This is a genomic window from Hydrogenophaga sp., assembly GCF_041913525.1.
Classification (GTDB): Bacteria; Pseudomonadota; Gammaproteobacteria; order Burkholderiales; family Burkholderiaceae_C; genus Hydrogenophaga.
Genome location: NZ_JAYSFD010000012.1, coordinates 17,469 through 39,165, shown reverse-complemented (window position 1 = coordinate 39,165; position 21,697 = coordinate 17,469). Strand labels below are relative to the sequence as shown.

The window sequence follows — 21,697 nt, the reverse complement described above, 5'->3', positions numbered from 1 at the left end:
CTTCCAGCACCGAAAGCCACTCAACATGACCAAGATCGTTGTCGTCACCTCCGGCAAGGGCGGCGTGGGCAAGACCACCACCAGTGCCAGCTTCGCTGCCGGCCTTGCGCTGCGCGGCCACAAGACCGCCGTCATCGACTTCGACGTGGGCCTGCGCAACCTGGACCTCATCATGGGTTGCGAGCGCCGCGTGGTGTACGACCTGATCAATGTGATCCAGGGCGAGGCCAACCTGAACCAGGCCCTCATCAAAGACAAGGTCTGCGACAACCTGTTCATCCTGGCCGCCAGCCAGACGCGCGACAAAGACGCGCTCACCCAGGAAGGCGTCAAGCGCGTGCTCGACGACCTCTCGGGCATGGGCTTTGACTACATCGTCTGCGACTCGCCGGCCGGCATCGAAACCGGTGCCCTCATGGCCATGCACTACGCCGACGAGGCCCTGGTGGTGACCAACCCCGAGGTGTCCAGCGTGCGCGACTCCGACCGCATCCTGGGCATGCTGGGCAGCAAGACCCAGCGCGCCATTGACGGCAAAGAGCCGATCAAAGAGCACCTGCTCATCACCCGCTACAACCCCAACCGCGTGGCCGATGGCCAGATGCTTTCGCTGGAAGACATTCAGGACATCCTGCGCATCAAGCTTATCGGCGTGATTCCCGAGAGCGAAAGCGTGCTGCAGGCGTCCAACCAGGGAACTCCGGCGGTGCACCTCAAGGGAACCGACGTGGCCGAGGCCTATGGCGACGTGATCGACCGATTCCTGGGCGAAGAAAAGCCGCTGCGTTTCATCACCGCCGAGAAACCCGGTTTTCTCAAGCGTCTCTTCGGGGGGTAACGGGGCATGTCATTCCTCTCTTTCTTCCTCGGCGAAAAAAAGAAAACGGCCAGCGTGGCCAAGGAACGCCTGCAGATCATCCTGGCGCATGAGCGCAGTGGCCGCAGCGCCTCCGAACCCGATTACCTGCCCGCCTTGCAGCGGGAGTTGGTGGCCGTGATCGGCAAGTACATCCAGATCAACCTCGATGACATCAAGGTCCAGCTCGACCGCCAGGACAACCTGGACGTGCTGGAAGTGAAGATCGAATTGCCCGATCGCAAGTGATCGGGCCGACACCAGGCCACCTTGCGTGGCCCGGTGCGGCCATCCGGGGTGCGGCTCAAACCCGCACTACCTCGTTTTTCATTGACCACAAGACGCCCAGCACCTCGGTGCGGGTGGGTGCGTCGATGCCGCAACTCTCCAGCGCGGCCATGGCGTCGTCGATCACCGCCACGAATTCCTGCTCGCTCACGTTCATGCCCTGGTGCGTGTGGCGCATGTCTTGCCCGGTGTAGTGCTCGGGGCCACCACTGCCGGCGCAGAAAAACTCGATCACCCGGCGCTCCACGCGCTCCATGTCGTCGATGGTTGAGTAACGCTGGCTCACCAATGGGTTGGCCAGGTGGTTCTGAATGATGGCGCGGCTGATGCGGGCGATGCCGTCGCGCCGGCCCAGCCGCTCATAGAGGGAGTTGGATTCGCTCATGGTGAACTCCTTCGCAAGGGTCAGTGCCAGGCACTCAGCCGGCCGTGGCCGCGGCGCGTTGTGCCCACAGCAGTTCCAGCCATGAGCGGTACTCGATCAGGCCCGCGTCTTGGCTTGTCGTGTCAGTTCGCACCGGCCGCACCGGCGTGGTGTTGCCCGCTTGGGCCGCCTTGTGTTGATGGCGTGTGGCAGGCCTTCTCGCTTGAGCGGCTTGGCTGAGTGAACGGGTTGTCATGGTGATCTCCTGTGGCGGGTGGCGAGCCCGAAAGCAAACGCCGTGGCACAGCTTGCGCCGCGGGCGTTCCTCAACCGTTCCTGGGACGAACGGCACTTGTGGTGGGCCATTGCCAGCGCCACACTGCCGCCCATGGACCCTGGCGCGCCCCGTTTGCAGGTCTGGCTGCTTGGCCGATTCGCGGTGGCGGTGGATGGCGTCGAGCTGCCTCCCGACCGCTGGCCCAGCTTGCGCTCGGCCCAACTGGTGCAACTGTTGAGCCTACAACCCGGCCGGCGCCTGTCGCGCGATCTCGTGGTGGACGCTTTGTGGCCTGCGCTGGATGCCGAGGCGGGCGGGGCCAATTTGCGCAAAGCCCTGCACCACGCCCGCCACGCCTTGGGCCGTCAAGACGCCGTGGTGCAGCAATCGGGCGAGTTGCTGTTGTGGCCTCAGGGCGACCTTGAGCTGGACACCGAGCGCTTTGAACAGTGCGCTGCCTTGGCCGCGCGGGACGCCAAATCGTGTGGCGAGGCCTTGCGGCTGTACGCAGGTGACCTGTTGCCGGGCATGCGCTACGAGCCTTGGACGGAGCCTGCGCGTGAGCGCCTTCGCGCCACCTGGCTGGACCTGTTGCGCGCCGCTGGCATGTGGGAACACCTGGCCCGGCTTGAGCCCACCGACGAAGGGGCCCATCGCGCCCTGATGCTGCGCGAACTCAACGCCGGACAGCCCGCCGCTGCCGTGCGCTGGTACGCCCACTTGCGCGAGGCACTGCAGCGGCAATGGGGTGTGCTGCCCAGTGAGGCCACACAGACCTTGTACCGCCGCTGCACCGATGGCCTTCAATCCACCCGCGCCGCCTTTGTGGGGCGAGCCGATTTGCTCGGTCAATGGCAGGCCTGGCTCGACTCTCCCCCGGAGCGCCGCCATGCCGGCTGGGTGCTCCGCGGACCGGCTGGCATGGGCAAAACAGCGGCCTGCCGCGAATGGGCGGGCATGGCGCGAGAGCAGGGTTGGGCCGTGTGGCGATTCAGTGCCGCTGACGATGGCCGCCCACTGGGGCTCATGGCAGAGATCACCGAGCACCTCTTGCTGCGCGACCGCTCCTTGTTGGATCGAATCGGTGGTGCCTCGCGCACCGTGCTGGCGCAACTCAGCGCGCTGGCCGAACCGGCCGAATCACCTCTGGGACCGTTCAGTCGCCACCAGGTGGTGGGCGCCATCCGTCGCCTGTTGCTGGCGGCCGCTGGCGAGGCCCCGGCCCTGCTGCTGGTGGACGACGCCCACCTCATTGGTGAAACCGATGCCGATGTGTTGCTGCAACTGCTGGCCACCGGTTCGCCGCTGAGCCTGGTGCTGGTCGTGCGCCCTCAACCCGCCACCAGCCACCTGGCCCAGGGGCTGGCGCGCCTGGCTCGCGCAGGCGAGCTGGTGTCGGTGGACCTCAACCCCTTGAACGAAGACGAGGCCCGCGCCCTGCTGGCCCGTGGCGACCCCCACCCACTGGACCCATCGGTCTGTTCGCGGGTGTTGGCCTTGGCCGAAGGCAACCCGTTTGCATTGCTGGCGCTGGCGGGCCAGCTTCAGGCTGGGTCGGCCGTGCGCTTGCCCGCCAGCGTGGCCGACGCCATCACCGAACGCTTGTGCGATGCACCACCCGAAGGCAGAGCCCTGTTGAACTGGTTGGCCCTCTGTGCAGACGGCGCTGACGCTCGCACGATGGAAGCCCTGAGCGCATTGGCCGGTTTGCTCAGCCTGTCGGCGGTGGATGCCTTGCTCGCCGACGGCACGGTGGAACTGGTCGATGGCCGCTACCGCATCCGCCATGCCTTGGTGCGACAGGCGCTGGCCGACCAGGTGCCACCCCATCGCCAGCAACAGATGCACCGCCAACTGGCGATCCGCCTGGCCGAGATGGACGGCCCTGCCGCCACCGTGGCGCGGCATTGGGTGGCGGCGGGCCGCCCGCGGGAAGCCCAGCCTTTCCTGCTCGCAGCGGCCAGCCAAGCCATGCGCCTGGCCGCGTTTCGCGATGCCTTGCGTCACCTCGATTTGCTGTTGGCCTTCCAACCCGATCACGCCGAAGGGCTGTGTCTGCGCGCTGAGGCTCTGGACATGCTCGGCCAACCCGCCGCCCTGGCCGCCTACCGCATGGCCGCGGCCGTGGCCAGTGAGGCCGAGCGACACAACCTGCTGGCCAAGGCCGCGCTGGCCCAGGTGAAGCAGGGCGATCCCAAGGGTGGGTTGGCCACTTTGCAAGGGCTGCGCCCAAGCTCGGTGGAGGGGCTGCTCAGCGAGGCATTGGCCTACAGCGGCGCGGCCGCGCTGGGGTTTGCGGACCCGGCCATGGGCACGGCCAAATCGGCGCAGGCCCGCCGCCTGGCCCTGCAGTCTGGTGACACGGCCTCGCTGGTGATCGCGTCCTGGGCGCAAGCCGCCGCCGCGCACGCCAGGGGCGAACTGCACCGCAGCGTCTGGGCCGACTTGCACGACACCCGCCATGTGCCCCACCTGGCCCTGCGCGTGTTCGACGGCCACCTGTGCATCACCCAGCGCTTTCTCTATGGCGCCCGGCCCTACCCCGAGGTGATCGCTTTTGCCCAGGCGCTGGCCGAGGAAGCCCACGCCTTGGGCGCCGCGCGCGGGGAAGCCTTTGGCATCACCCTGCGCGGCGAGGCCGAGTGGCTGGCCGGTGACCTGGTGGCCGCGCGCGAGCACCTGCAGCTTGGGGTGCACCAGCACAGGGCCATTGGTGGCGCGGTGGGAGAGGCCCTCGGCTTGCAGCGACTGGCTGAGCTCGCCCTGCACGAAGGCAACCACGACGAGGCCCGTGCCCTGATCGATGACGCTCTGGACCTGGCGCGCCAGACCGACATTGGGTTTCACCTGCTCGATCGCATTTACGGCACCCGCATTCAACTGAAGGCCCACGACCCGATGGCCGCCCTGCACGTGCTGGAGGACGCCAGCGAATCGGTGTGTGGGCCGCTGGAGACTTGCCCCGGCTGCCGCATCACCTTTGCCGTGCCGGCCGCCATTGCCGCCGCGCGCGCGGGCGAGGTGGAACTCGCCCGCAGCCATGAAGCGCAATGCGCCTACCTGGCCAATGTGGTCATGCGCCTGCCCGCCTGGCACGCCGCGCACCAGGAAGTGCAGGGCCATTTGCTGCTGGCACAGGGCGCACCCCGTGACGAAGCCCTGGCGCGTTTTGCCGCCGCGGCGGCCGGGTTCCGGCAAGCCGGCCAGCCGCTGGATGCCGAACGATGCGACGCGAAGGTGCGCGGCAAGGGTTGATGGCAGCCGCCGTGGCGCCGGTGGCGGGCACTATCATCCGCCCATGCTGATCGAAACCCTCGGCGCCGCCCGCGACATGGGCCGGCTCAACGCCATTCTGGGCGTGCTCATCCGCCACGGGTTTGGCGACACCGTGCGCCGCCTGGGCCTGGCCGATTCGCTGGAAAAGGCCGGGCACGCCCTCAAATGGGACCACGCCGCCGACCTGGCCCGGCTGGAGCCGCCAGTGCAGGTGCGCCTGGCCATGGAAGAACTGGGCCCCACCTTCGTGAAGCTGGGCCAGATCCTGGCGGGCAGGGCCGATCTGTTCCCCCCTGAGTTCATCGCCGAGTTCGAGAAGCTGCACAGCCAGGTGCCACCAGTGCCCCTGGCCCTGCTGCGGCCCCAACTGGTGGAAGACCTGGGCGACCAGCCCGAGATGGTGTTCGCCCGCTTTGACCCCGAGCCCATGGCCGCGGCGTCGATTGCGCAAGTGCATCGCGCACAACTGAAAGACGGCACCGAGGTCATCGTCAAGATTCGCCGGCCTGGCATCGCCGACACCATTGCCGCCGACCTGCGCCTGCTCGCCCGCCTGGCCGCCGTGGCCGAGGCCGAAATCCCCGCGCTGCGTCCTTACCGGCCGCAGCAGTTGGTGCGCGAGCTGGCGCGTTCCCTCAAACGCGAACTCGACCTGGCGAGCGAATGCCGAAACGCCGAGCGCATCGCCGCCAACATGGCCAGCCTGCCCTGGATCGTGGTGCCACGCGTGCACTGGGCGCACACCCGCGAGCGGGTGAACGTGCAAGACCTGATCGTGGGCGTGCCCGGCCATCACCTGGAACAACTCGACAACGACGGCTACGACCGCACCCTGCTGGCTCAGCGCGGCGCCCAGGCCGTGCTCAAGATGATCGTGCAGGACGGCGTGTTCCACGCCGACCCGCACCCGGGCAACGTGTTCTACCTGCCCGACAACCGCATCGCCTTCATCGACTTCGGCATGGTCGGGCGCCTGTCGGCGCGCCGGCGCGAGGAACTGCTGTCGCTGCTGCTGGGCCTGGTGGAGCGCCAGCCCCAGGCGGTGGCCGATGTGCTCATTGAGTGGACCGGCGACGAACATGGGGTGAACCTCTCGCAACTGGAAAGCGAGATCGAGGCCTTCGTGGACCAGTACCACGGCGTGCCGCTGGCCCAGCTCAACCTGGGGCAGATGCTGGCCGACGTCACCACCCTGCTGCGCGAGCACCACCTCGCCCTGCCCAGCGACCTGGCCCTGCTCATCAAGGCCTTCATCACCCTTGAAGGCATGGGGCGCGGGCTGGACCCGGCCTTTCACATGGCCAACGAAGCCCTGCCGCAGCTTCGCCAAGTGGTGCGCGACCGCTACCGCCCCAAGGTGCTGGCCACGCGCAGCTGGCAGGCGCTGCGCCGCGCCCTGGCCGTGGCCGAGCAGTTGCCCAGCGACGTGGCGCGCCTGTTGCGCAACGCCCGCCGTGGCCGGCTACAGGTGGGCATCGAGGTGGCGCACTTGCGCCGCGTGGGCGATCAGATCGACCGCGCGGCCAACCGCCTGGCCATGGCCCTGGTGATTTCGGCCCTCATCGTGGGATCGTCGATCGTCATGACAGTGGAAGGTGGCCCCACCATCTGGGGGCTGCCGGCCTTCGGCTTCCTGGGGTTCATGGGCGCCGTGCTGGGCGGCGCCTGGCTGGTGCGCGCCATCTGGCGCACTGGCCGCAACAGCGCAGATCCGGGCGAATAATTTCGCCACGTGATACAGTTACGGGTTTTCCGGCAGAGCCATTCTGCCCGTGCGGGACGCTTCCCGCCCCCTCCCGCTTCGGCCCACGGCACCTTCTGCCGACGGCAAGCGCCGAGCTGCCTTCCAACCCTGACCACTGGCCGCGCCTGAGTTGCGCCGGTGGCCGCCATTCGAGGAATACACCATGGCCAAGGAAGAACTCATCGACATGATGGGCATCGTCAACGAAGTCCTGCCCGACACGCGTTTTCGCGTGACGCTGGACAACGGTCACCAACTCATCGCCTACTCCGCCGGCAAGATGAAGAAGAACCACATCCGCATCCTGGCGGGTGATCGCGTGTCTCTCGAACTCTCGCCCTACGACCTGACCAAGGGCCGCATCAACTTCCGCCACATCGAAGGCCGCGGCCCCATGGCGCCGCGCAAGCCTCGCTAAGCCCTCAAGCGCGGGCGCCCTGGCGGCGCGCGCGCACCGCAGCGGCCAGCCCGTCCAGCACGGGCACCGACTGCTCCCAGCCAATGCAGGCATCGGTCACGCTCACCCCTGGCTGCAGCGCCTGACCCGGCACGATGTCCTGGCGCCCCTCGTGCAGGTGGCTCTCGATCATCACCCCCATGATGCGGGCGTCGCCCGCTGCCACTTGCGCCGCCACGTCGGCGGCCACGTCGATCTGGCGGCGGTGCTGCTTGCTGCTGTTGGCGTGTGACACATCGACCATCACCTGCTCGCGCAGGCCAGCGGCCTTGAGCATGGCGCAGGCCGCGTCCACGTCGGCGGCGTTGTAGTTGGGCTGTTTGCCCCCGCGCAGGATCACGTGGCCATCGTCATTGCCTCGGGTCTCGAAGATCGCGGCCTGGCCCATCTTGGTCATGCCCATGAAGGCGTGCTCGGCGCGCGCGGCCAGCAGGGCATCGGCCGCCACTTTCACGCCGCCATCGGTGCCGTTCTTGAAGCCCACCGGGCAGCTCAGGCCACTGGCCAGTTGCCGGTGGCTCTGGCTCTCGGTGGTGCGCGCGCCGATGGCGCCCCAGCTCACCAGGTCGCTGATGAACTGCGGGCTCAGCAAATCCAGAAACTCGGTGCCCACCGGCAGGCCCAGCGAAAGCACGTCCAGCAACAGGCGGCGGGCCATTTCCAGGCCCTCGTTGATGGCGAAGCTGCCGTCCAGGTGCGGGTCATTGATGTAGCCCTTCCAGCCCACGGTGGTGCGCGGCTTCTCGAAGTACACCCGCATCACGATCACCAGGTCTTGCGCCAGCCGGTCGGCTTCCACCTTGAGGCGCCGGGCGTATTCCATGGCCTGGTCGTGGTCGTGGATGGAGCACGGCCCAATCACCACCACCAGCCGGTCGTCGCGGCCGTGCAGCACATCGGCAATGGCCTGGCGGCTGCGCTCCACCACGGCCTCCACCGCCTCGGTGGCGGGCAGGCGCTCTTCGAGCAGAGCGGGGGTGAGCAGGGGCCGCACGGCGCGGATGCGCAGGTCGTCGATGCGGGTGGTGTCGTGGGTGCTGAAGTCGGCGCGGGTGTTCATGGGCGAGCATTGTCGCGGATGGCGACGGCCTACTCGCCGTGGCGCCACAGCAGGCGGTACCGCGCCGGCCCTTGCGGTGTGGACTCCACCAGGGCGTAGCCTTGCACTGGCCAGTGAACGGCCAAGGGGGAGGCGGGCGCTTGCGCCCCGGTGGCGCGCCGGGCCAGCGTCACGTGCGGCCGAAACGCCCGTTCTTCCACGGGCAGGCCGTGCGCCAGCAGGCGCTGGCGCAATTGTTCGTGCAAGGCGATCAGGGCTGGCGGCACGTCGCGCGGCGTGAGCACTGCCAGCCCTTGCGGCCAGGCCTCAGCTTGGTCCAGGCTCAGGTGAAAGGGCACCAGCGGTGCGTGCAGGTCGTGCAACAGTTGGGGCAGGCGCTCGCGCGCCACGGCGCCGATGAAGTGCAGCGTCAGGTGCCAATCGTCCGGGGCGTACAAGCGCGCACCCGCAGGCCATTGCCACTGGCTCACGTACGAGGCCAGTTGATCTCGCACGCTGGCCGACGGCCACAGCGCCAGGAACAGGCGCGCCGTGGGCATTGCGGCCGGGTTCATGCATTGGCCACCGCCTCGGCCAGAAAGCGCGGCACCTTGGCCTTGGTGCAGGCCTGCAAGGCGCGCAGAAACGCATGGTCGGGCTCGGCCACGCCGTGGCGGTGCATCAGGTCATGGCGCATGCGGGCCAGCAGTTCGACGGTGACCTCGGCATCGGCCAAGGCCCGGTGGGCGCGGCCACTGCGTGGCAGGTCAAACCAGTCAGCCAGTGCGCCCAGGCGGTGGCTGGGGGCGTCGGGGTAGAGCCGGCGCGAGAGCAAGACCGTGCAGGCAAAAGGCTGTGTGGCGTCCACGCCCGCCAGCGCCAGCTCGGCGCGCCAGTAGCGCTGGTCAAACGCGGCGTTGTGCGCCACCAGCGGCACGTCGCCCACGAAGCGGGCGGCCTCGCGCATCACCTGCTCGGCCGCCGGTGCGGCGCGTACCATGTCGTTGGTGATGCCGGTGAGCTGGGTGATGAACGAGGGAATGCGCACGCCCGCGTTCATCAGGCTCTGAAACCGGTCGACCACGCGACCAGCCTCGGTGAGCACGATGGCCACCTCGGTGGCGCGGTCGCCTTGGGCGGGCGAGATGCCGGTGGTCTCGAAGTCAATGACGGCAATGCGGGGGCTGGGCATGCCCGATTTGTACCGCACACGATCGACCGTTGAGCCATCTCAACGGGCGCAGGGCAACGGACGCGGCAAGATGGCACGCCATGCGACGCCCATTTCTGACCAGTTTGGCCCTTGCCGTCTCGTTGTGGCTGCAAGCCTGCGCCCTGCCGCAAGACGCCGAGACCCGCATTCTGGAGCGCGAGGGCGGCGAGGCCGTGCGGGCCCTGCGCTACGCCGGGCGCGAGAGCAACCCCATCGACGACCTGTGGATCCGGCTGGACCGGGCGCCGCCCTTTCGCCTGCGTTTTCCCGATGGCACCTGGGTGAACTCTCGCGAGATTGACGCGGCGGTTCTGCGCGCCCGTGGCCTGCGCTTCGAGCCAGTGGGCAAGGGCCAGCACGCCATCTGGCGTGGCGACCTGGCCGCACACGAATCGCTGGTGGGACGGCACCAATACCTGTCGTTTCACCTCGACGAACACGAGCGTGTGATCGGTCTGGACGTGGGGGCTTGCGGTCGCTCATTTGATCTCTTGTTCGCGACCGCCGATGGTGCCAAGTCCTTCGGTTTCCCCTTTTCCGTGGCAGCGCTGGCCGATTTGTTCGGCCCCCCTACGCGGGTAGAGCGCCTGGCCATCATCACCGGCTTCAGTTGCTGGTGAGTTCTTGCGGTGGCGGCTGCACAGGGTCGCTTCCCCGTGACCCCCTCCGCTTTCACCCGGGTTTGAAATCTGCATTGGCGTGCCCTACAATATTTGGACCAACCATTGAACCCATCATTTTTTGATGGACCATCGGTTGAACCGAATTCACCAGAAGGGCCATCAGCCCTCGCCAACTGATCGCCAACCCGTCCGTAGGAGACCCGCATGAACTTCGCCAAACGTGCCCTGCTTGCCACCCTGGCCAGCCTGCCCCTGGGCATGGCCTTTGCCCAAGACGCCTTTCCATCCCGCCCCATCACCATCGTGGTGCCGTACCCTGCCGGAGGTACCAGCGATTCGCAGGTGCGCATGATTCAGGAGCCACTGCAGAAGCTGCTGGGGCAACCGGTGGTGGTGGACAACAAGCCCGGTGCATCGGGTGCCATCGCCGCGCAGGCCGTGGCCCGCGCCAAGGCCGACGGCTACACCCTGCTGTACCCCAACAACGGCTTGCTGATTGCACCGCTGCTCAACCGCCAGGCCGGCTACGAGCCCCTGCGCGATTTCAAGCCGGTTTCGGTGACCACGTCCGTGCCCATGGTGCTGGTGGCCAACAAGGGCGTGCCGGCCAACAACCTGAACGAATTTCTGCAATACGCCAAGGCCCAGGCCAACGGCATCATGTACGCCTCGGCGGGCACCGCCTCGTATGGCCACCTGGCGTCCACCCGCCTGTCGCAGATGGCCAACCTCAAGGTGAACCACGTGCCCTACCGCGGTGAGGCCAACACCACCATGGCCGTTCGCACGGGTGAGGTGCAAATGCTGTTGACCACGCCCTCGCCCGCCATGCTGGGGCTGGTGTCGCAGGGCCAACTCACCATGCTGGGCGTGGCCACCGACAAGCCTTCGCCCGTGGTGCCGGGCGTGCCCACCATTGCCTCCGTGTTGCCGGGTTTCACCGCCGAGGTCTGGTTCGGTCTGCTGGCCCCCGCCGGCACGCCCGACGACGTGGTGAACAAGCTCAACGCCGCGGTGAAGAAGGTGATGGCCGACGAGACCATCCGCAACAAGATGCTGGCCAGTGGCGCCGTGCCGCGTACCACCTCGTCCACCGAGTTCATGAGCCTCATGACCCGTGAGACGGTGATGTGGAGCCAGCTCATCGCCAAGCACAACATCCGCGCCGATTGATCTTATTGCCGGGGCCGTCAGGCTCCGGCTCTTTTTTGCGCCCCGTTCAGGGGCGCTGGTGTTCCTGGATACCGAGAGGTGGGACTGATGTCTGAAAAAACCGAATACGACCTGATCGTGGTGGGCTCCGGCGCGGCCGGGCTGTCGTGCGCCATCACCGCCAAGAAGCGCGGTCTGGACGTGGTGGTGCTGGAGAAAGAGCCGGTGTTCGGCGGCACCACCGCGCTCTCGGGCGGTGTGTTGTGGATTCCCCTGAACCACCATGGCCTGAAGCAGAACCCCGCCGACACCGCCGAGCAGGTGCGCGCCTTCCTGCGCCACGAGTGCGGCCAGTTCTACGACGAGGCCACCGTCAACGCCTTCATCGAGCACGGCCCCAAGATGGTCGAGTTCTTTGAGCGCGAGACCGAGATGCAGTTTCTGCCCACGCTCTACCCCGACTACCACCCCGATGCGCCCGGTGGCGCCCCGGTGGGCCGCTCCATCCTGGCCAAGCCCTATGACATCCGCGGCCTGGGGCGCGACATGCCTCGCCTCAAACCCCCGCTGAAGACCATCACCTTCATCGGCATGATGTTCAACTCATCCAACGCCGACCTGAAGCACTTCTTCCGCGCCACCAAGTCGCTCACCTCCTTTTTCTACGTGGCGCGCCGCCTGGCCAACCACATCAAAGAGCTGGTGCTTTACCAGCGCGCCATCAACGTCACCAGCGGCAACGCCCTGGCCGCGCGCCTGGCCAAGTCGGCACTCGACCTGGGCATTCCCATCCTCACCAGCACGCCGGCGCAGCAGGTGCTGATGGACGGCGAGCGCGCCGTGGGCGTGCTCACCGGCACCGGCCAGCGCCTGCGCGCACGCCACGGCGTGGTGCTGGCCGCCGGCGGCTTCCCGCACGACGTGAAGCGCATCGCCCAGGCCTACCCGCACCTCAAGCGCGGGCACGAGCACCTCTCGCCCACCCCCACCAGCAACACCGGCGACGGCGCGCGCATGGCCGAGCAGGTGGGTGGCGTGGTGGACATCCGCTTTGCCGACAGCGCGGCCTGGATGCCCGTGACCAAGGTGGACTTCGGCAAGGGCGAGACCGGCGTGTTCCCCCACCTGCTGGACCGCTACAAGCCCGGCATCATCGGCGTGCTGAGCAACGGGCGGCGCTTCACCAACGAATCGAACTCGTACCACGACGTGGGCGCCGCGCTCACGCGTGCCTGCGCGGGCATGCCCGAAACCGCCATGTGGCTCGTGTGCGACAAGACCGCGCTGGGCAAGTACGGCCTGGGCTACGTGAAGCCCGCGCCCATGCCCATCGGCCCCTTCCTGCGCAACGGCTACCTGATCGAGGGCAAGACCCTGGCCGAGCTGGCGCAGAAGTGCGGCATCGACCCGCAGGGCCTGGAGCAAACCGTGCGCGACTACAACGGCCCGGCCGCGCGCGGCGAAGACCCGGCCTTTGGCCGCGGCTCCACCGCCTTCAACCGCTACCTGGCCGACCCAGAGCACGGCCCCAACCCCTGTGTGGCGCCCATCGAGCGCGGGCCGTTCTACGCCATCAAGGTGCTCATGGGTGACCTGGGCACGTTCGATGGCATCACCACCAGCGTGGTGGGCGAGGTGCTCAAGCGCGACAGCACACCGATTGCCGGTCTGTATGCTGTGGGCAATGACCGCGCCAGCATGATGGGAGGCAACTACCCCGGCGCGGGCATCACCCACGGGCCGAACATGACGTTTGGCTACCTCACCGCCAACCACATCGCCGACCAGGCCGAGACAAGCCAATGACCGCACCCACCGTTATTCGCCCGATTCCGGGTCGCCCGCTCATCGACCACCGCACGTACAACATCGTGCTGCGCAAGATGCCCGAGTTCCTGGAGGTCTTCAACCGCCTGGCCATGCCGGTGCTGATGCAGACCCTGGGCCACCCGGTGGGGTTCTGGACCACGGTCGTGGGCCAGCAGAACCAGTTCGTGCACCTGTGGGCTTACGAAGACATGGCCGACTACGAGCGCCGCTGCCACGCCCGCGACACCCACCCCGACTTCCCTGCCTACCTGGCGGCTTCCGCCCACCTGATCAGCACGCAGGAGACGCGCCTCATCCGCTCGGTGAACATGCCTGGCTGGGTTTAAGCACCGGCGAGCGCACCACGCAAAAGGCCCTGCCAAATGGCAGGGCCTTTTTGTTGGCGAGGTCGCGTTCAGGCGGTTTTTCGCGGTGCCATCGGCTTATTGCGCACCGCGCGCTGGGCGGGCGTGCTTTCGCTGTCGGGGCCTGCCAGCGACAGGTAGCTGCGCTGCAGGCGCTTCAGGCTCGACTCCATCTCGGCCACGGCGGCGTCGGCGTCGCGCGCTTCCATGTGTTTGAGGAAGCGCTTGCGCGAGGGAATGACGAACGCGTTTTCGTACGAACCAATCGATTGCACGAACTGGTTCAACACCGCCAGCACACCATTCATCACGATCACCATCACCGGGTTCTGCGTCATGCGCGCCAGGATGCGGTGGAACTCCAGGTGAATCTCTGCCCGGCGGGCGAAGTCGCCCTCGGCGCTGGCCTCCTCGGCCTCGCGCACATTCGCGCGCAGGGCCTCAATGTCTTCAGGGCGGGCGCGCAGGCAGGCCTCGCGCACGATGATGGACTCCAGCCAGATGCGCGCCTCGGTCAGTTGCCCCGGCTGGATCGAGCCCACGTGGTACATGTCCAGCAGGCCGGTGTTGATGGCCTCGGCACTGCCTTCGCTGATGAACGCGCCGCCACTGGCGCCCTTTTGCAACCGCACCAGACCCGCGTATTCCAGCGAGCGCAGCGCCTCGCGCAGCGTGTTGCGCGACACACCGAACTGCTCGGACAAGGCCCGCTCGGACGGCAGGCGGTCGCCAATCTTCAGCCGACCTTGCGCCAACTCTTGGCGAATCTGGGTGGCGATTTCTTCAAACGCGCGGGTCGAGCGCACGGCCTGGAAGCTCAGCGACGCGGGGCGCGGGGTATCCGCCTCGGCGCTGGCATTGGCCACAGGGGTTTTTTTGCTCACGGCCATGGTGATTTTGGGGTGGGTTAAAGGCTCTACCAAAGAGCGAGTGTCCAATGATAGGGGCTTAACGCACCCTCTGAGCGTCTATCCACCCAGCAGAAATCGATGCCATCAACATCAACGTGGGTCTATGGCGACGAGCTGGCATACCGCACGTGAGGGGTCGGGTTGCTGGGTGCACCGACAATGGGGCACTTCGCAGCCGGCAGTCCGCCGGCGGCCTTCCCCTTTCCTTCGCCATGCAGGGCATCCGCCGAAAAATCGTCTACGTCATCCTCTTCGAGGCCCTGGCCATCACCTCATCCACCATCGGGTTGTCGTCCTTTTCCGACAGCAGCGTGGCCCACGCCAGCGTGGCCGCCGTTGCGTCATCCGCCATTGCCGTCGCCTGGAACCTGCTCTACAACACCCTGTTCGAGCGCTGGGAGTCGCGCCAGACTGTGCGCGGCCGCAGCATGCTGCGCCGCGCCGCCCACGCCATCGGCTTCGAGGCTGGCCTCGTCATCACCCTGGTGCCCCTCTTCGCCTGGTGGCTCGACATCAGCCTCTGGCAAGCCTTCGTGCTCGACCTCGGCCTCATCGTCTACTTTCTGGTCTTCACCTTCGTGTTCAACCTGGGGTTCGACAAGGTGTTTGGGCTGCCGGCGTCGGCGCTGGCCAAAGCCGAGAGTGCTTAGCGCCATTGCTAGGATCGCACCGGCCATCTCTGGATACGGCTGTCTATGATGAGCGCCAAACACTACAGGGACTACAGGGCGGCCAGCGCACATGGCAAACAACCATCACTCAGACCACGAGTCGCGCGTCGCCGTTTTGGTTGACTGCGACAACACCACCCCCGAAATCCTGGAGTACGCACTGCGCGTGGTCGCGCAATTTGGACGTGTCGTTTTGCGCCGTGGATATGGCAACCACAATACCCTGGCCAACAAGTGGCAAGAGGCGTTGGTGAAATTGGCCTTCACGCCCTGTCTCCAATACCAGTACGCGGCCGGAAAAAACACCTCCGACATCGCCCTGGCGCTCGATGCGATGGAGGCATTGTTTGATCGCCGTGCCGACACTTTTTGTCTCGTCACCAGCGACTCGGATTTCGCGTACTTGTGCCGCAAGCTACGTGAACGTGGCGCTACGGTGCACATCGTGGGCGAAGCGAAAAGCCCCGATGCATTGCGCAATGCAAGTGACCAGTTTTTTGAGTGGGTGAGGCCTGAGCCAGCCGCAGTGGCACAACCCAAAGGGCCGTCAAAAACAGAGGTGGTCAAGCCAGACCCAGCCAAGCCGGCACCGAAGCTGCGACCCATGTTCGTCGTCGATGCGGTTGCGCTGCTGGCGGCAGACACATCCGAAGGAAAAGTCAGTGTGGGCGGGCTGGGCTCGTACCTGAAGCGCGCCGATCCCTCGTTTTCACCCAAGGTCTATGGGCACTCTGGTCTTCTGGATATGTTGAAGACCTATGAATTGCTCAAGGTCCAGCAGGAGGCAGGAGGGCACTGGACTGTTCGACTGACCAATTGATTTGGGAGGCTCACGATGCCTTGGCATGAATAAAAGTTGCCCTGACTTCCAGGGAGTGTGGACGTTCAAAACACAAGGCCCGTGAGGTGGGTGACTCACGGGCCTTGTGTTTTAGGCTGACTTTGGGGGCGACGGACTTTAGACGTCAATGTTCCCTGCCCGCAGCGCGTTGGTCTCGATGAAATCCCGCCGCGGTTCCACCTCATCGCCCATGAGCATGGTGAACACGCGGTCGGCCTCGATGGCGTCGTCAATCTGCACGCGCAGCAGGCGACGCACGGCCGGGTCCATGGTGGTTTCCCAGAGCTGCTCGGGGTTCATTTCGCCCAGGCCTTTGTATCGCTGGCGGCTGGTGGTGCGCTCGGCTTCGTGGATGAGCCATTGCATGGCCTGGCGGAAGTCGCTCACGCGTTCTTCCTTCTGGCGGTCGCCCTCGCCTCGCATCACCTTGGCGCCTTCGCCCAGCAGGCCGCGGAAGGTGTCGGCGGCGGTGGCCAGGGCGGCGTAGTCGGCGCCGTGCACGAACTCTTGCGTGATCATGCTGCTCTTGATGTTGCCGTGGTGGCGGCGGCTGATGCGCAGCACGGGCTTGTCGGTGCGCTGGTCAAACTCGGCGGCCACTTCGGCGGGCACGCCGGTGGTGGTGAGTTCGCGCAGCTTGGCCTGCAGGGCCTGGGCGCTGGCGGCGGCTTGCTCCATGTCGTCCAGGTTGAGCGACACGCCGTCGGCCACGGCGCGCAGGGCCTCAGCGTCCATGAAGGCGCTCAGGCGGTCGATCACGTTTTCGGCCACCTGGTGCTTGCGCGCCAGTTCGCCCAGGGTGTCGCCTTCCAGCACGGTGGGGGTGGCGCCGCCGGTGCTCACCTTGGCTTCCTTCAGCGCGATGCGCAGCAGGAACAGGTCCAGCGCGGGGCCGTCTTTCAGGTAGAGCTCTTCCTTGCCGGCCTTCACTTTGTACAGGGGCGGTTGCGCGATGTAGATGTGGCCGCGCTCCACCAGCTCAGGCATCTGGCGGTAGAAGAAGGTCAGCAGCAGCGTGCGGATGTGGGCGCCGTCCACGTCGGCGTCGGTCATGATGATGATGCGGTGGTAGCGCAGCTTGGCCACGTCGAAGTCGTCGCTGCCGCTCTTGCCGCTTTCCGCGCTGGCCTTGCCGATGCCGGTGCCCAGCGCGGTGATGAGGGTGACGATTTCGTTGCTGGTGAGCAGCTTTTCGTAGCGCGCCTTTTCCACGTTCAGGATCTTGCCGCGCAGCGGCAGGATGGCCTGGAACTTGCGGTCGCGGCCCTGCTTGGCGGAGCCGCCGGCGGAGTCACCCTCGACGATGTAGATCTCGCACAGCGCGGGGTCTTTTTCCTGGCAGTCGGCCAGCTTGCCGGGCAGGCCCATGCCGTCGAGCACGCCCTTGCGGCGCGTCATTTCACGCGCCTTGCGGGCGGCTTCGCGGGCGCGGGCGGCCTCGACGATCTTGCCGCAGATGATCTTGGCGTCGTTGGGCTTCTCTTGCAGGTAGTCGGTTAGCAGGCGGGCCACCACGTCTTCCACCGGGCCGCGCACTTCGCTGGACACCAACTTGTCCTTGGTCTGGCTGCTGAACTTGGGCTCGGGCACTTTCACGCTGAGCACGCAGCACAGGCCTTCGCGCATGTCGTCACCGGTGACCTCGACCTTGGCCTTTTTGGCCAGGTCGTTTTCTTCGATGTACTTGTTGATCACGCGGGTCATCGCCGCGCGCAGGCCGGTGAGGTGGGTGCCACCGTCGCGCTGCGGGATGTTGTTGGTGAAGCACAGCACCTGCTCGTTGTAGCCGCTGTTCCACTGCATGGCCACCTCGACACCGATGTTGGTGTTCTGGTCGCTCTGGCGGTCGCCCAGTGCGTGGAAGATGTTGGGGTGCAGCACCTGCTTGCCCTTGTTGATGAACTCAACAAAGCCCTTCACGCCGCCAGCGCCCGAGAAGTCGTCTTCCTTGCCGCTGCGCTCGTCCTTCAGGCGGATGCGCACGCCGTTGTTCAGGAAGGAGAGCTCGCGCAGGCGCTTGCTCAGGATCTCGTAGTGGAAGTCGTTGTTCTCTTTGAAGATCTCGGTGTCGGGCAGGAAGTGCACCTCGGTGCCGCGCTTGTCGGTGGCGCCGGTCACCTTCATGGGCGACACCTCGAAGCCATCGGGGTGCTGCTCGACGATGCGGTTCTGCACGAAGCCGCGCGCGAAGTCGATCTGGTGCACCTTGCCCTCGCGGCGCACCGTCAGGCGCAGCCATTTCGAGAGGGCGTTCACGCAAGACACGCCCACGCCGTGCAGGCCGCCCGAGACCTTGTAGCTGTTCTGGTTGAACTTGCCGCCCGCGTGCAGTTCGGTCAGCGCGATCTCGGCTGCGCTGCGCTTGGGCTCGTGCTTGTCGTCGAGCTTCACGCCGGTGGGAATGCCGCGGCCGTTGTCGGTGACGCTGATGGAATTGTCGCTGTGGATGGTCACCACGATGTCGTCGCAGTGGCCGGCCAGTGCTTCGTCGATCGAGTTGTCCACCACCTCGAACACCAGGTGGTGCAGGCCGGTGCCGTCTGACGTGTCGCCGATGTACATGCCCGGGCGCTTACGAACGGCCTCCAGACCTTCGAGGATCTGGATCGAACCCTCGCCATAGCCTTCGCTGGCACCGGCTTGGTGGGCGTCGATGGCGGGCTGGAAATTGGAGCTTTCCGCGCTGGCCGAGCCGGTGTTGACGGAATCGGAGGGCTTTTGGGCTTCGGACATGGTGGTATTTCTCAATCGCTAAAAATGCCAAACCCGCTCGTCAGCGGGTTGGCACGACAGGTCGCGGTGTGGTGGCGGCCTCAGATGCGCATGGGCATCACGACGTACTTGAAGGCGTTGTCGTCCGGGTTGGTGATCAGCGCCGAGCTGTTGCCGTCGGACAACTCGATGCGCACCATCTCTTGCGACATGTTCTGCAGGGCATCGATCAGGTAGGTGACGTTGAAGCCGATCTCGATGGTGTCGCCGCCGTAGTCAATGTCCAGCTCGTCCACCGCCTCTTCCTGCTCGGCGTTGTTCGAGGCCACGCGCAGCACGCTCGGCTCGATGTTCAGGCGCACGCCCTTGAACTTGTCGCTCGTCATGATGGCCGTGCGCTGCAGGCTGGCCAGCAGCGGCAGGCGACCCAGGGTGACGATGTTCTTGTGGTTCTTGGGGATCACGCGGTTGTAGTCGGGGAACTTGCCCTCGACCAGCTTGGTGACGAACTCCATGCCCTCGAAGCTGAACTTGGCCTGGTTGGCCGCGAACTGCATTTCGATCGCGCCCTCTTTGTCGGACAGCAGGCGCTGCATTTCCAGCACCGTCTTGCGCGGCAGGATCACCTCTTGTTTGGGCACTTCCACGTCCAGCGTGGCGCTCGCGAAGGCCAGGCGGTGGCCATCGGTCGCCACCAGGCTCAGCTGCTTGCCCTCGGCCACGAACAGAATGCCGTTGAGGTAGTAGCGGATGTCGTGCACCGCCATGGCAAACGAGACCTGGCCCAACAGGCCCTTCAACGTCTTCTGGGGCACGCTGAACACCGGCCCGAAGCTGGGCGATTCCTGCACCAGGGGGAAGTCTTCGGCCGGCAGGCTTTGCAGCGTGAAGCGGCTCTTGCCGCCCTTGAGCAGCAGCTTGCCCGCGTTGGATTCCAGGCTCACGGTCTGGTCACCCGGCATGGTGCGCAAGATGTCGATGAGTTTTCGCGCGCCCAGCGTGGTGGCGAAGCTGCCTTCGTCGCCGTCCAGCTCGGCCGTGGTGCGGATCTGGATTTCCAGGTCGCTGGTGGTGAGCTGCAGCTGCGAGCCGGTCTTGCGCAGCAGCACATTGGCCAGGATGGGCAGCGTATTGCGGCGCTCCACGATGCCGGCCACCGATTGCAGGGCGGCCAGAACTTTGTCCTGGGTCGATTTGAAAACGATCATGTCCGGCTCTTTCGTCAGAAGGGGTCGAGGCACTGGGCGGCCAAAACGGCGCTATTTTCGCTGGTTTGTGTGAGGGGTTCGGGCTCAGCCCTTGAGGGTTTGCTCCAGCACGTGCAGCTGCTGGTTCAGCTCGGTGTTCTGCTGCCGTTCCCCTGCGATTTTGCGCACGGCGTGCAGCACTGTGGTGTGGTCGCGTCCGCCAAACAGCTCGCCGATCTCCGGCAGGCTTTTCTGCGTGAGTTCCTTGGCCAGGAACATCGCGATCTGGCGCGGGCGCGCAATGCTGGCCGGGCGCTTCTTGCTGTACATGTCGGCGACCTTGATCTTGTAGAAGTCGGCCACGGTCTTCTGGATGTTCTCCACCCCGATTTGCCGGTTCTGGATCGACAGCAGGTCTTTCAGCGCCTCGCGCGCCAGTTGGATGGAGATGTCCTTCTGGTTGAAGCGCGAATACGCCAGGATCTTGCGCAGCGCGCCTTCGAGTTCGCGCACGTTCGAGCGCACGTTCTTGGCCACGAAGAAGGCCACTTCCTCGGGCATCACGGCGTTTTCGGCCGCGGCCTTGTTGATCAGAATGGCCACCCGCATTTCCAGTTCGGGCGGCTCGATGGCCACCGTCAGGCCCGAGTCGAAACGCGACACCAGGCGCTCATGGATGTCGGCCAGCCCCTTGGGATAGGTGTCGCTGGTCAGCACGATGTGGCTCTTCTTGGCCAGCAAGGCCTCAAAGGCGTTGAAGAACTCTTCCTGAGTGCGTTCCTTGTTGGCGAAGAACTGCACATCGTCGATCAGCAGCAGGTCCAGCGAGTGGTACCGCTCCTTGAACTCATCGAAGGTCTTGCGCTGGTAGCTTTTAACCACATCGGAGACGAATTGCTCGGCGTGGATGTAGAGAACTTTGGCGTTCGGTCGCTCCGCCAGCAGGTGGTTGCCGATGGCGTGCACCAGGTGGGTCTTGCCCAGGCCAACGCCGCCGTAAATGAACAGCGGGTTGTAAAGCTGGCCCAGGCTGCCGGCCACGTGCATGGCCGCGGCGCGCGCCATGCGGTTGGCCGAGCCTTCCACCAGGTTGGCGAAGGTCAGGGCCGGGTTCAGACGGCTCTTGGGCGCACTGGGCGTGGCGGGCTCGGCGGGGGCCACATCGGGCAGTTCGGCCAATACCTGGTCTTGCACCGTGCGCGCCGTGGGCACAGTTCTGCTGGGCGTTTCGCGCGGAGCGAGCGCTAACTCAAGCGTCACGGGTGATCCGTGCAGGGACTCCAGCAGGGCGGTAATGCGCGCCGCGTACTGGGCACGGATCCAGTCCATCTTGAACCGGTTGGCCACGGCAATGACGACGCGCGAGCCATCGTCGACCACGCGGGCCGCCAGCGGACGAATCCAGGTATTGAATTGTTGTTCGGGGATTTCCTGGGCCAGCAGGTCCAGGCATTCCGCCCACAGCGTGGCGCTGGCGGCGGACGGGGTATCGGGTGGGAAGCCCTCGGTCATTGGGGGGTGACGGACGTGTTGTAGTTGTGGACAAAGGGCAGATCAGCGAGGGTCGATTGTACCGGTCCGGGCGAGTTATCCACAAGCCGCCGGGATTTCGCCGGCCGCGCCCACTGCCACTGCCTTCGATGCCCCTTGCCCGCCCAAAGGCTTGCCCTGCCTGGGCTTTTGCAGTGATAATTGCGGGTTTTCCTCTTTTACCTGCCCCAAGCCAATGAGCGGGGCCGTACTGCCATGGCTATGAAACGCACCTACCAGCCCTCCAAGACCAAGCGCGCCCGTACTCACGGCTTCCTCGTGCGCATGAAGACTCGCGGTGGTCGCGCCGTCATCAACGCGCGCCGTGCCAAGGGCCGCAAGCGCCTGGCCGTCTGAACCTGCGGGTGGTGAGCCGGTGCCC

General features: G+C 66.0%; 21 protein-coding genes. 12 read left to right on the top strand and 9 right to left on the bottom strand.

Features of this window, described 5'->3' with window-relative positions:
- Positions 1-25: 25 nt before the first annotated feature.
- Together minD and minE are read left to right on the top strand one after the other, a co-directional pair.
- Positions 26-838, top strand: a complete 813-nt coding sequence (gene minD, locus ACE3RQ_RS14540; RefSeq protein ID WP_374522761.1) for a septum site-determining protein MinD — start codon at positions 26-28, stop codon at positions 836-838.
- A gap of 6 nt (positions 839-844) precedes the next feature.
- On the top strand, positions 845-1,105 hold the full coding sequence (gene minE, locus ACE3RQ_RS14535) for a cell division topological specificity factor MinE (protein ID WP_374522760.1): 261 nt from the start codon (positions 845-847) through the stop codon (positions 1,103-1,105).
- Between the two features lie 55 nt (positions 1,106-1,160).
- On the opposite strand, the gene ACE3RQ_RS14530 is transcribed toward minE, so the two are convergent.
- Both ACE3RQ_RS14530 and ACE3RQ_RS14525 read right to left on the bottom strand, forming a co-directional pair.
- A complete protein-coding gene (locus ACE3RQ_RS14530; RefSeq protein WP_374522759.1) occupies positions 1,161-1,529 on the bottom strand; it encodes a group 1 truncated hemoglobin in 369 nt (122 codons plus the stop codon).
- A 34-nt stretch (positions 1,530-1,563) separates the two neighbouring features.
- A complete protein-coding gene (locus tag ACE3RQ_RS14525; RefSeq protein ID WP_374522758.1) occupies positions 1,564-1,764 on the bottom strand; it encodes a hypothetical protein in 201 nt (66 codons plus the stop codon).
- Positions 1,765-1,806: 42 nt separating this feature from the next.
- Between ACE3RQ_RS14525 and ACE3RQ_RS14520 the strand changes: the two genes are divergently transcribed.
- From ACE3RQ_RS14520 to infA, 3 genes are all read left to right on the top strand, one after another.
- A complete protein-coding gene (locus ACE3RQ_RS14520) occupies positions 1,807-5,040 on the top strand; it encodes an AAA family ATPase (protein ID WP_374522757.1) in 3,234 nt (1,077 codons plus the stop codon).
- A 43-nt stretch (positions 5,041-5,083) separates the two neighbouring features.
- Positions 5,084-6,784: an ABC1 kinase family protein gene (locus tag ACE3RQ_RS14515; protein WP_374522756.1), complete on the top strand. Its 1,701-nt coding sequence runs from the start codon at positions 5,084-5,086 to the stop codon at positions 6,782-6,784.
- Positions 6,785-6,968: 184 nt separating this feature from the next.
- Positions 6,969-7,223: a translation initiation factor IF-1 gene (gene infA / locus ACE3RQ_RS14510; RefSeq protein ID WP_066260756.1), complete on the top strand. Its 255-nt coding sequence runs from the start codon at positions 6,969-6,971 to the stop codon at positions 7,221-7,223.
- A gap of 4 nt (positions 7,224-7,227) precedes the next feature.
- Here infA and ACE3RQ_RS14505 read toward each other — a convergent pair whose 3' ends face one another.
- From ACE3RQ_RS14505 to ACE3RQ_RS14495, 3 genes are read right to left on the bottom strand one after another with little or no spacing between them, the layout of a single operon-like run.
- Positions 7,228-8,322 (bottom strand): 3-deoxy-7-phosphoheptulonate synthase, encoded by a 1,095-nt coding sequence (locus ACE3RQ_RS14505; protein ID WP_374522755.1) that lies wholly within the window; start codon positions 8,320-8,322, stop codon positions 7,228-7,230.
- Between the two features lie 29 nt (positions 8,323-8,351).
- Positions 8,352-8,876, bottom strand: coding sequence for an RNA 2',3'-cyclic phosphodiesterase (gene thpR / locus ACE3RQ_RS14500; protein WP_374522754.1), 525 nt, complete (start codon positions 8,874-8,876; stop codon positions 8,352-8,354).
- Positions 8,873-9,493 carry a PolC-type DNA polymerase III gene (locus ACE3RQ_RS14495; RefSeq protein WP_374522753.1) on the bottom strand — a complete coding sequence of 207 codons (621 nt, stop codon included), beginning with the start codon at positions 9,491-9,493 and terminating at the stop codon, positions 8,873-8,875. Before ACE3RQ_RS14495 ends, thpR begins: the two co-directional genes overlap by 4 nt.
- Positions 9,494-9,573: 80 nt before the next feature.
- Between ACE3RQ_RS14495 and ACE3RQ_RS14490 the strand changes: the two genes are divergently transcribed.
- From ACE3RQ_RS14490 to ACE3RQ_RS14475, 4 genes are all read left to right on the top strand, one after another.
- Positions 9,574-10,134, top strand: coding sequence for a hypothetical protein (locus ACE3RQ_RS14490; protein WP_374522752.1), 561 nt, complete (start codon positions 9,574-9,576; stop codon positions 10,132-10,134).
- Positions 10,135-10,341: 207 nt separating this feature from the next.
- A complete protein-coding gene (locus tag ACE3RQ_RS14485; RefSeq protein ID WP_374522751.1) occupies positions 10,342-11,310 on the top strand; it encodes a Bug family tripartite tricarboxylate transporter substrate binding protein in 969 nt (322 codons plus the stop codon).
- Between the two features lie 87 nt (positions 11,311-11,397).
- Positions 11,398-13,095 carry an FAD-dependent oxidoreductase gene (locus ACE3RQ_RS14480; RefSeq protein ID WP_374522750.1) on the top strand — a complete coding sequence of 566 codons (1,698 nt, stop codon included), beginning with the start codon at positions 11,398-11,400 and terminating at the stop codon, positions 13,093-13,095.
- Positions 13,092-13,445: an NIPSNAP family protein gene (locus tag ACE3RQ_RS14475; protein ID WP_374522749.1), complete on the top strand. Its 354-nt coding sequence runs from the start codon at positions 13,092-13,094 to the stop codon at positions 13,443-13,445. The genes ACE3RQ_RS14480 and ACE3RQ_RS14475 overlap by 4 nt, the downstream gene beginning before the upstream one ends.
- 68 nt (positions 13,446-13,513) lie before the next feature.
- On the opposite strand, the gene ACE3RQ_RS14470 is transcribed toward ACE3RQ_RS14475, so the two are convergent.
- Positions 13,514-14,353 (bottom strand): FadR/GntR family transcriptional regulator, encoded by an 840-nt coding sequence (locus ACE3RQ_RS14470; RefSeq protein WP_374522748.1) that lies wholly within the window; start codon positions 14,351-14,353, stop codon positions 13,514-13,516.
- Positions 14,354-14,586: 233 nt separating this feature from the next.
- Here ACE3RQ_RS14470 and ACE3RQ_RS14465 point away from each other — a divergent pair, with 233 nt between their 5' ends.
- Entirely contained in the window at positions 14,587-15,024 is a 438-nt protein-coding gene (locus ACE3RQ_RS14465; protein WP_374522747.1) for a PACE efflux transporter, read from the top strand.
- Positions 15,025-15,115: 91 nt separating this feature from the next.
- A complete protein-coding gene (locus ACE3RQ_RS14460; RefSeq protein ID WP_374522746.1) occupies positions 15,116-15,865 on the top strand; it encodes an NYN domain-containing protein in 750 nt (249 codons plus the stop codon).
- Between the two features lie 138 nt (positions 15,866-16,003).
- On the opposite strand, the gene gyrB is transcribed toward ACE3RQ_RS14460, so the two are convergent.
- The 3 genes from gyrB to dnaA form a co-directional block, all read right to left on the bottom strand.
- The gene (gene gyrB / locus ACE3RQ_RS14455) at positions 16,004-18,619 is read right to left on the bottom strand and encodes a DNA topoisomerase (ATP-hydrolyzing) subunit B (protein ID WP_374522744.1); all 2,616 of its coding nucleotides are present in this window, start codon (positions 18,617-18,619) and stop codon (positions 16,004-16,006) included.
- Between the two features lie 80 nt (positions 18,620-18,699).
- Positions 18,700-19,806 carry a DNA polymerase III subunit beta gene (gene dnaN / locus ACE3RQ_RS14450; protein WP_374522743.1) on the bottom strand — a complete coding sequence of 369 codons (1,107 nt, stop codon included), beginning with the start codon at positions 19,804-19,806 and terminating at the stop codon, positions 18,700-18,702.
- A gap of 84 nt (positions 19,807-19,890) precedes the next feature.
- Entirely contained in the window at positions 19,891-21,297 is a 1,407-nt protein-coding gene (gene dnaA, locus ACE3RQ_RS14445; protein ID WP_374522742.1) for a chromosomal replication initiator protein DnaA, read from the bottom strand.
- A 240-nt stretch (positions 21,298-21,537) separates the two neighbouring features.
- Between dnaA and rpmH the strand changes: the two genes are divergently transcribed.
- Entirely contained in the window at positions 21,538-21,672 is a 135-nt protein-coding gene (rpmH, locus tag ACE3RQ_RS14440; protein WP_234266602.1) for a 50S ribosomal protein L34, read from the top strand.
- Positions 21,673-21,697 lie beyond the last annotated feature (25 nt).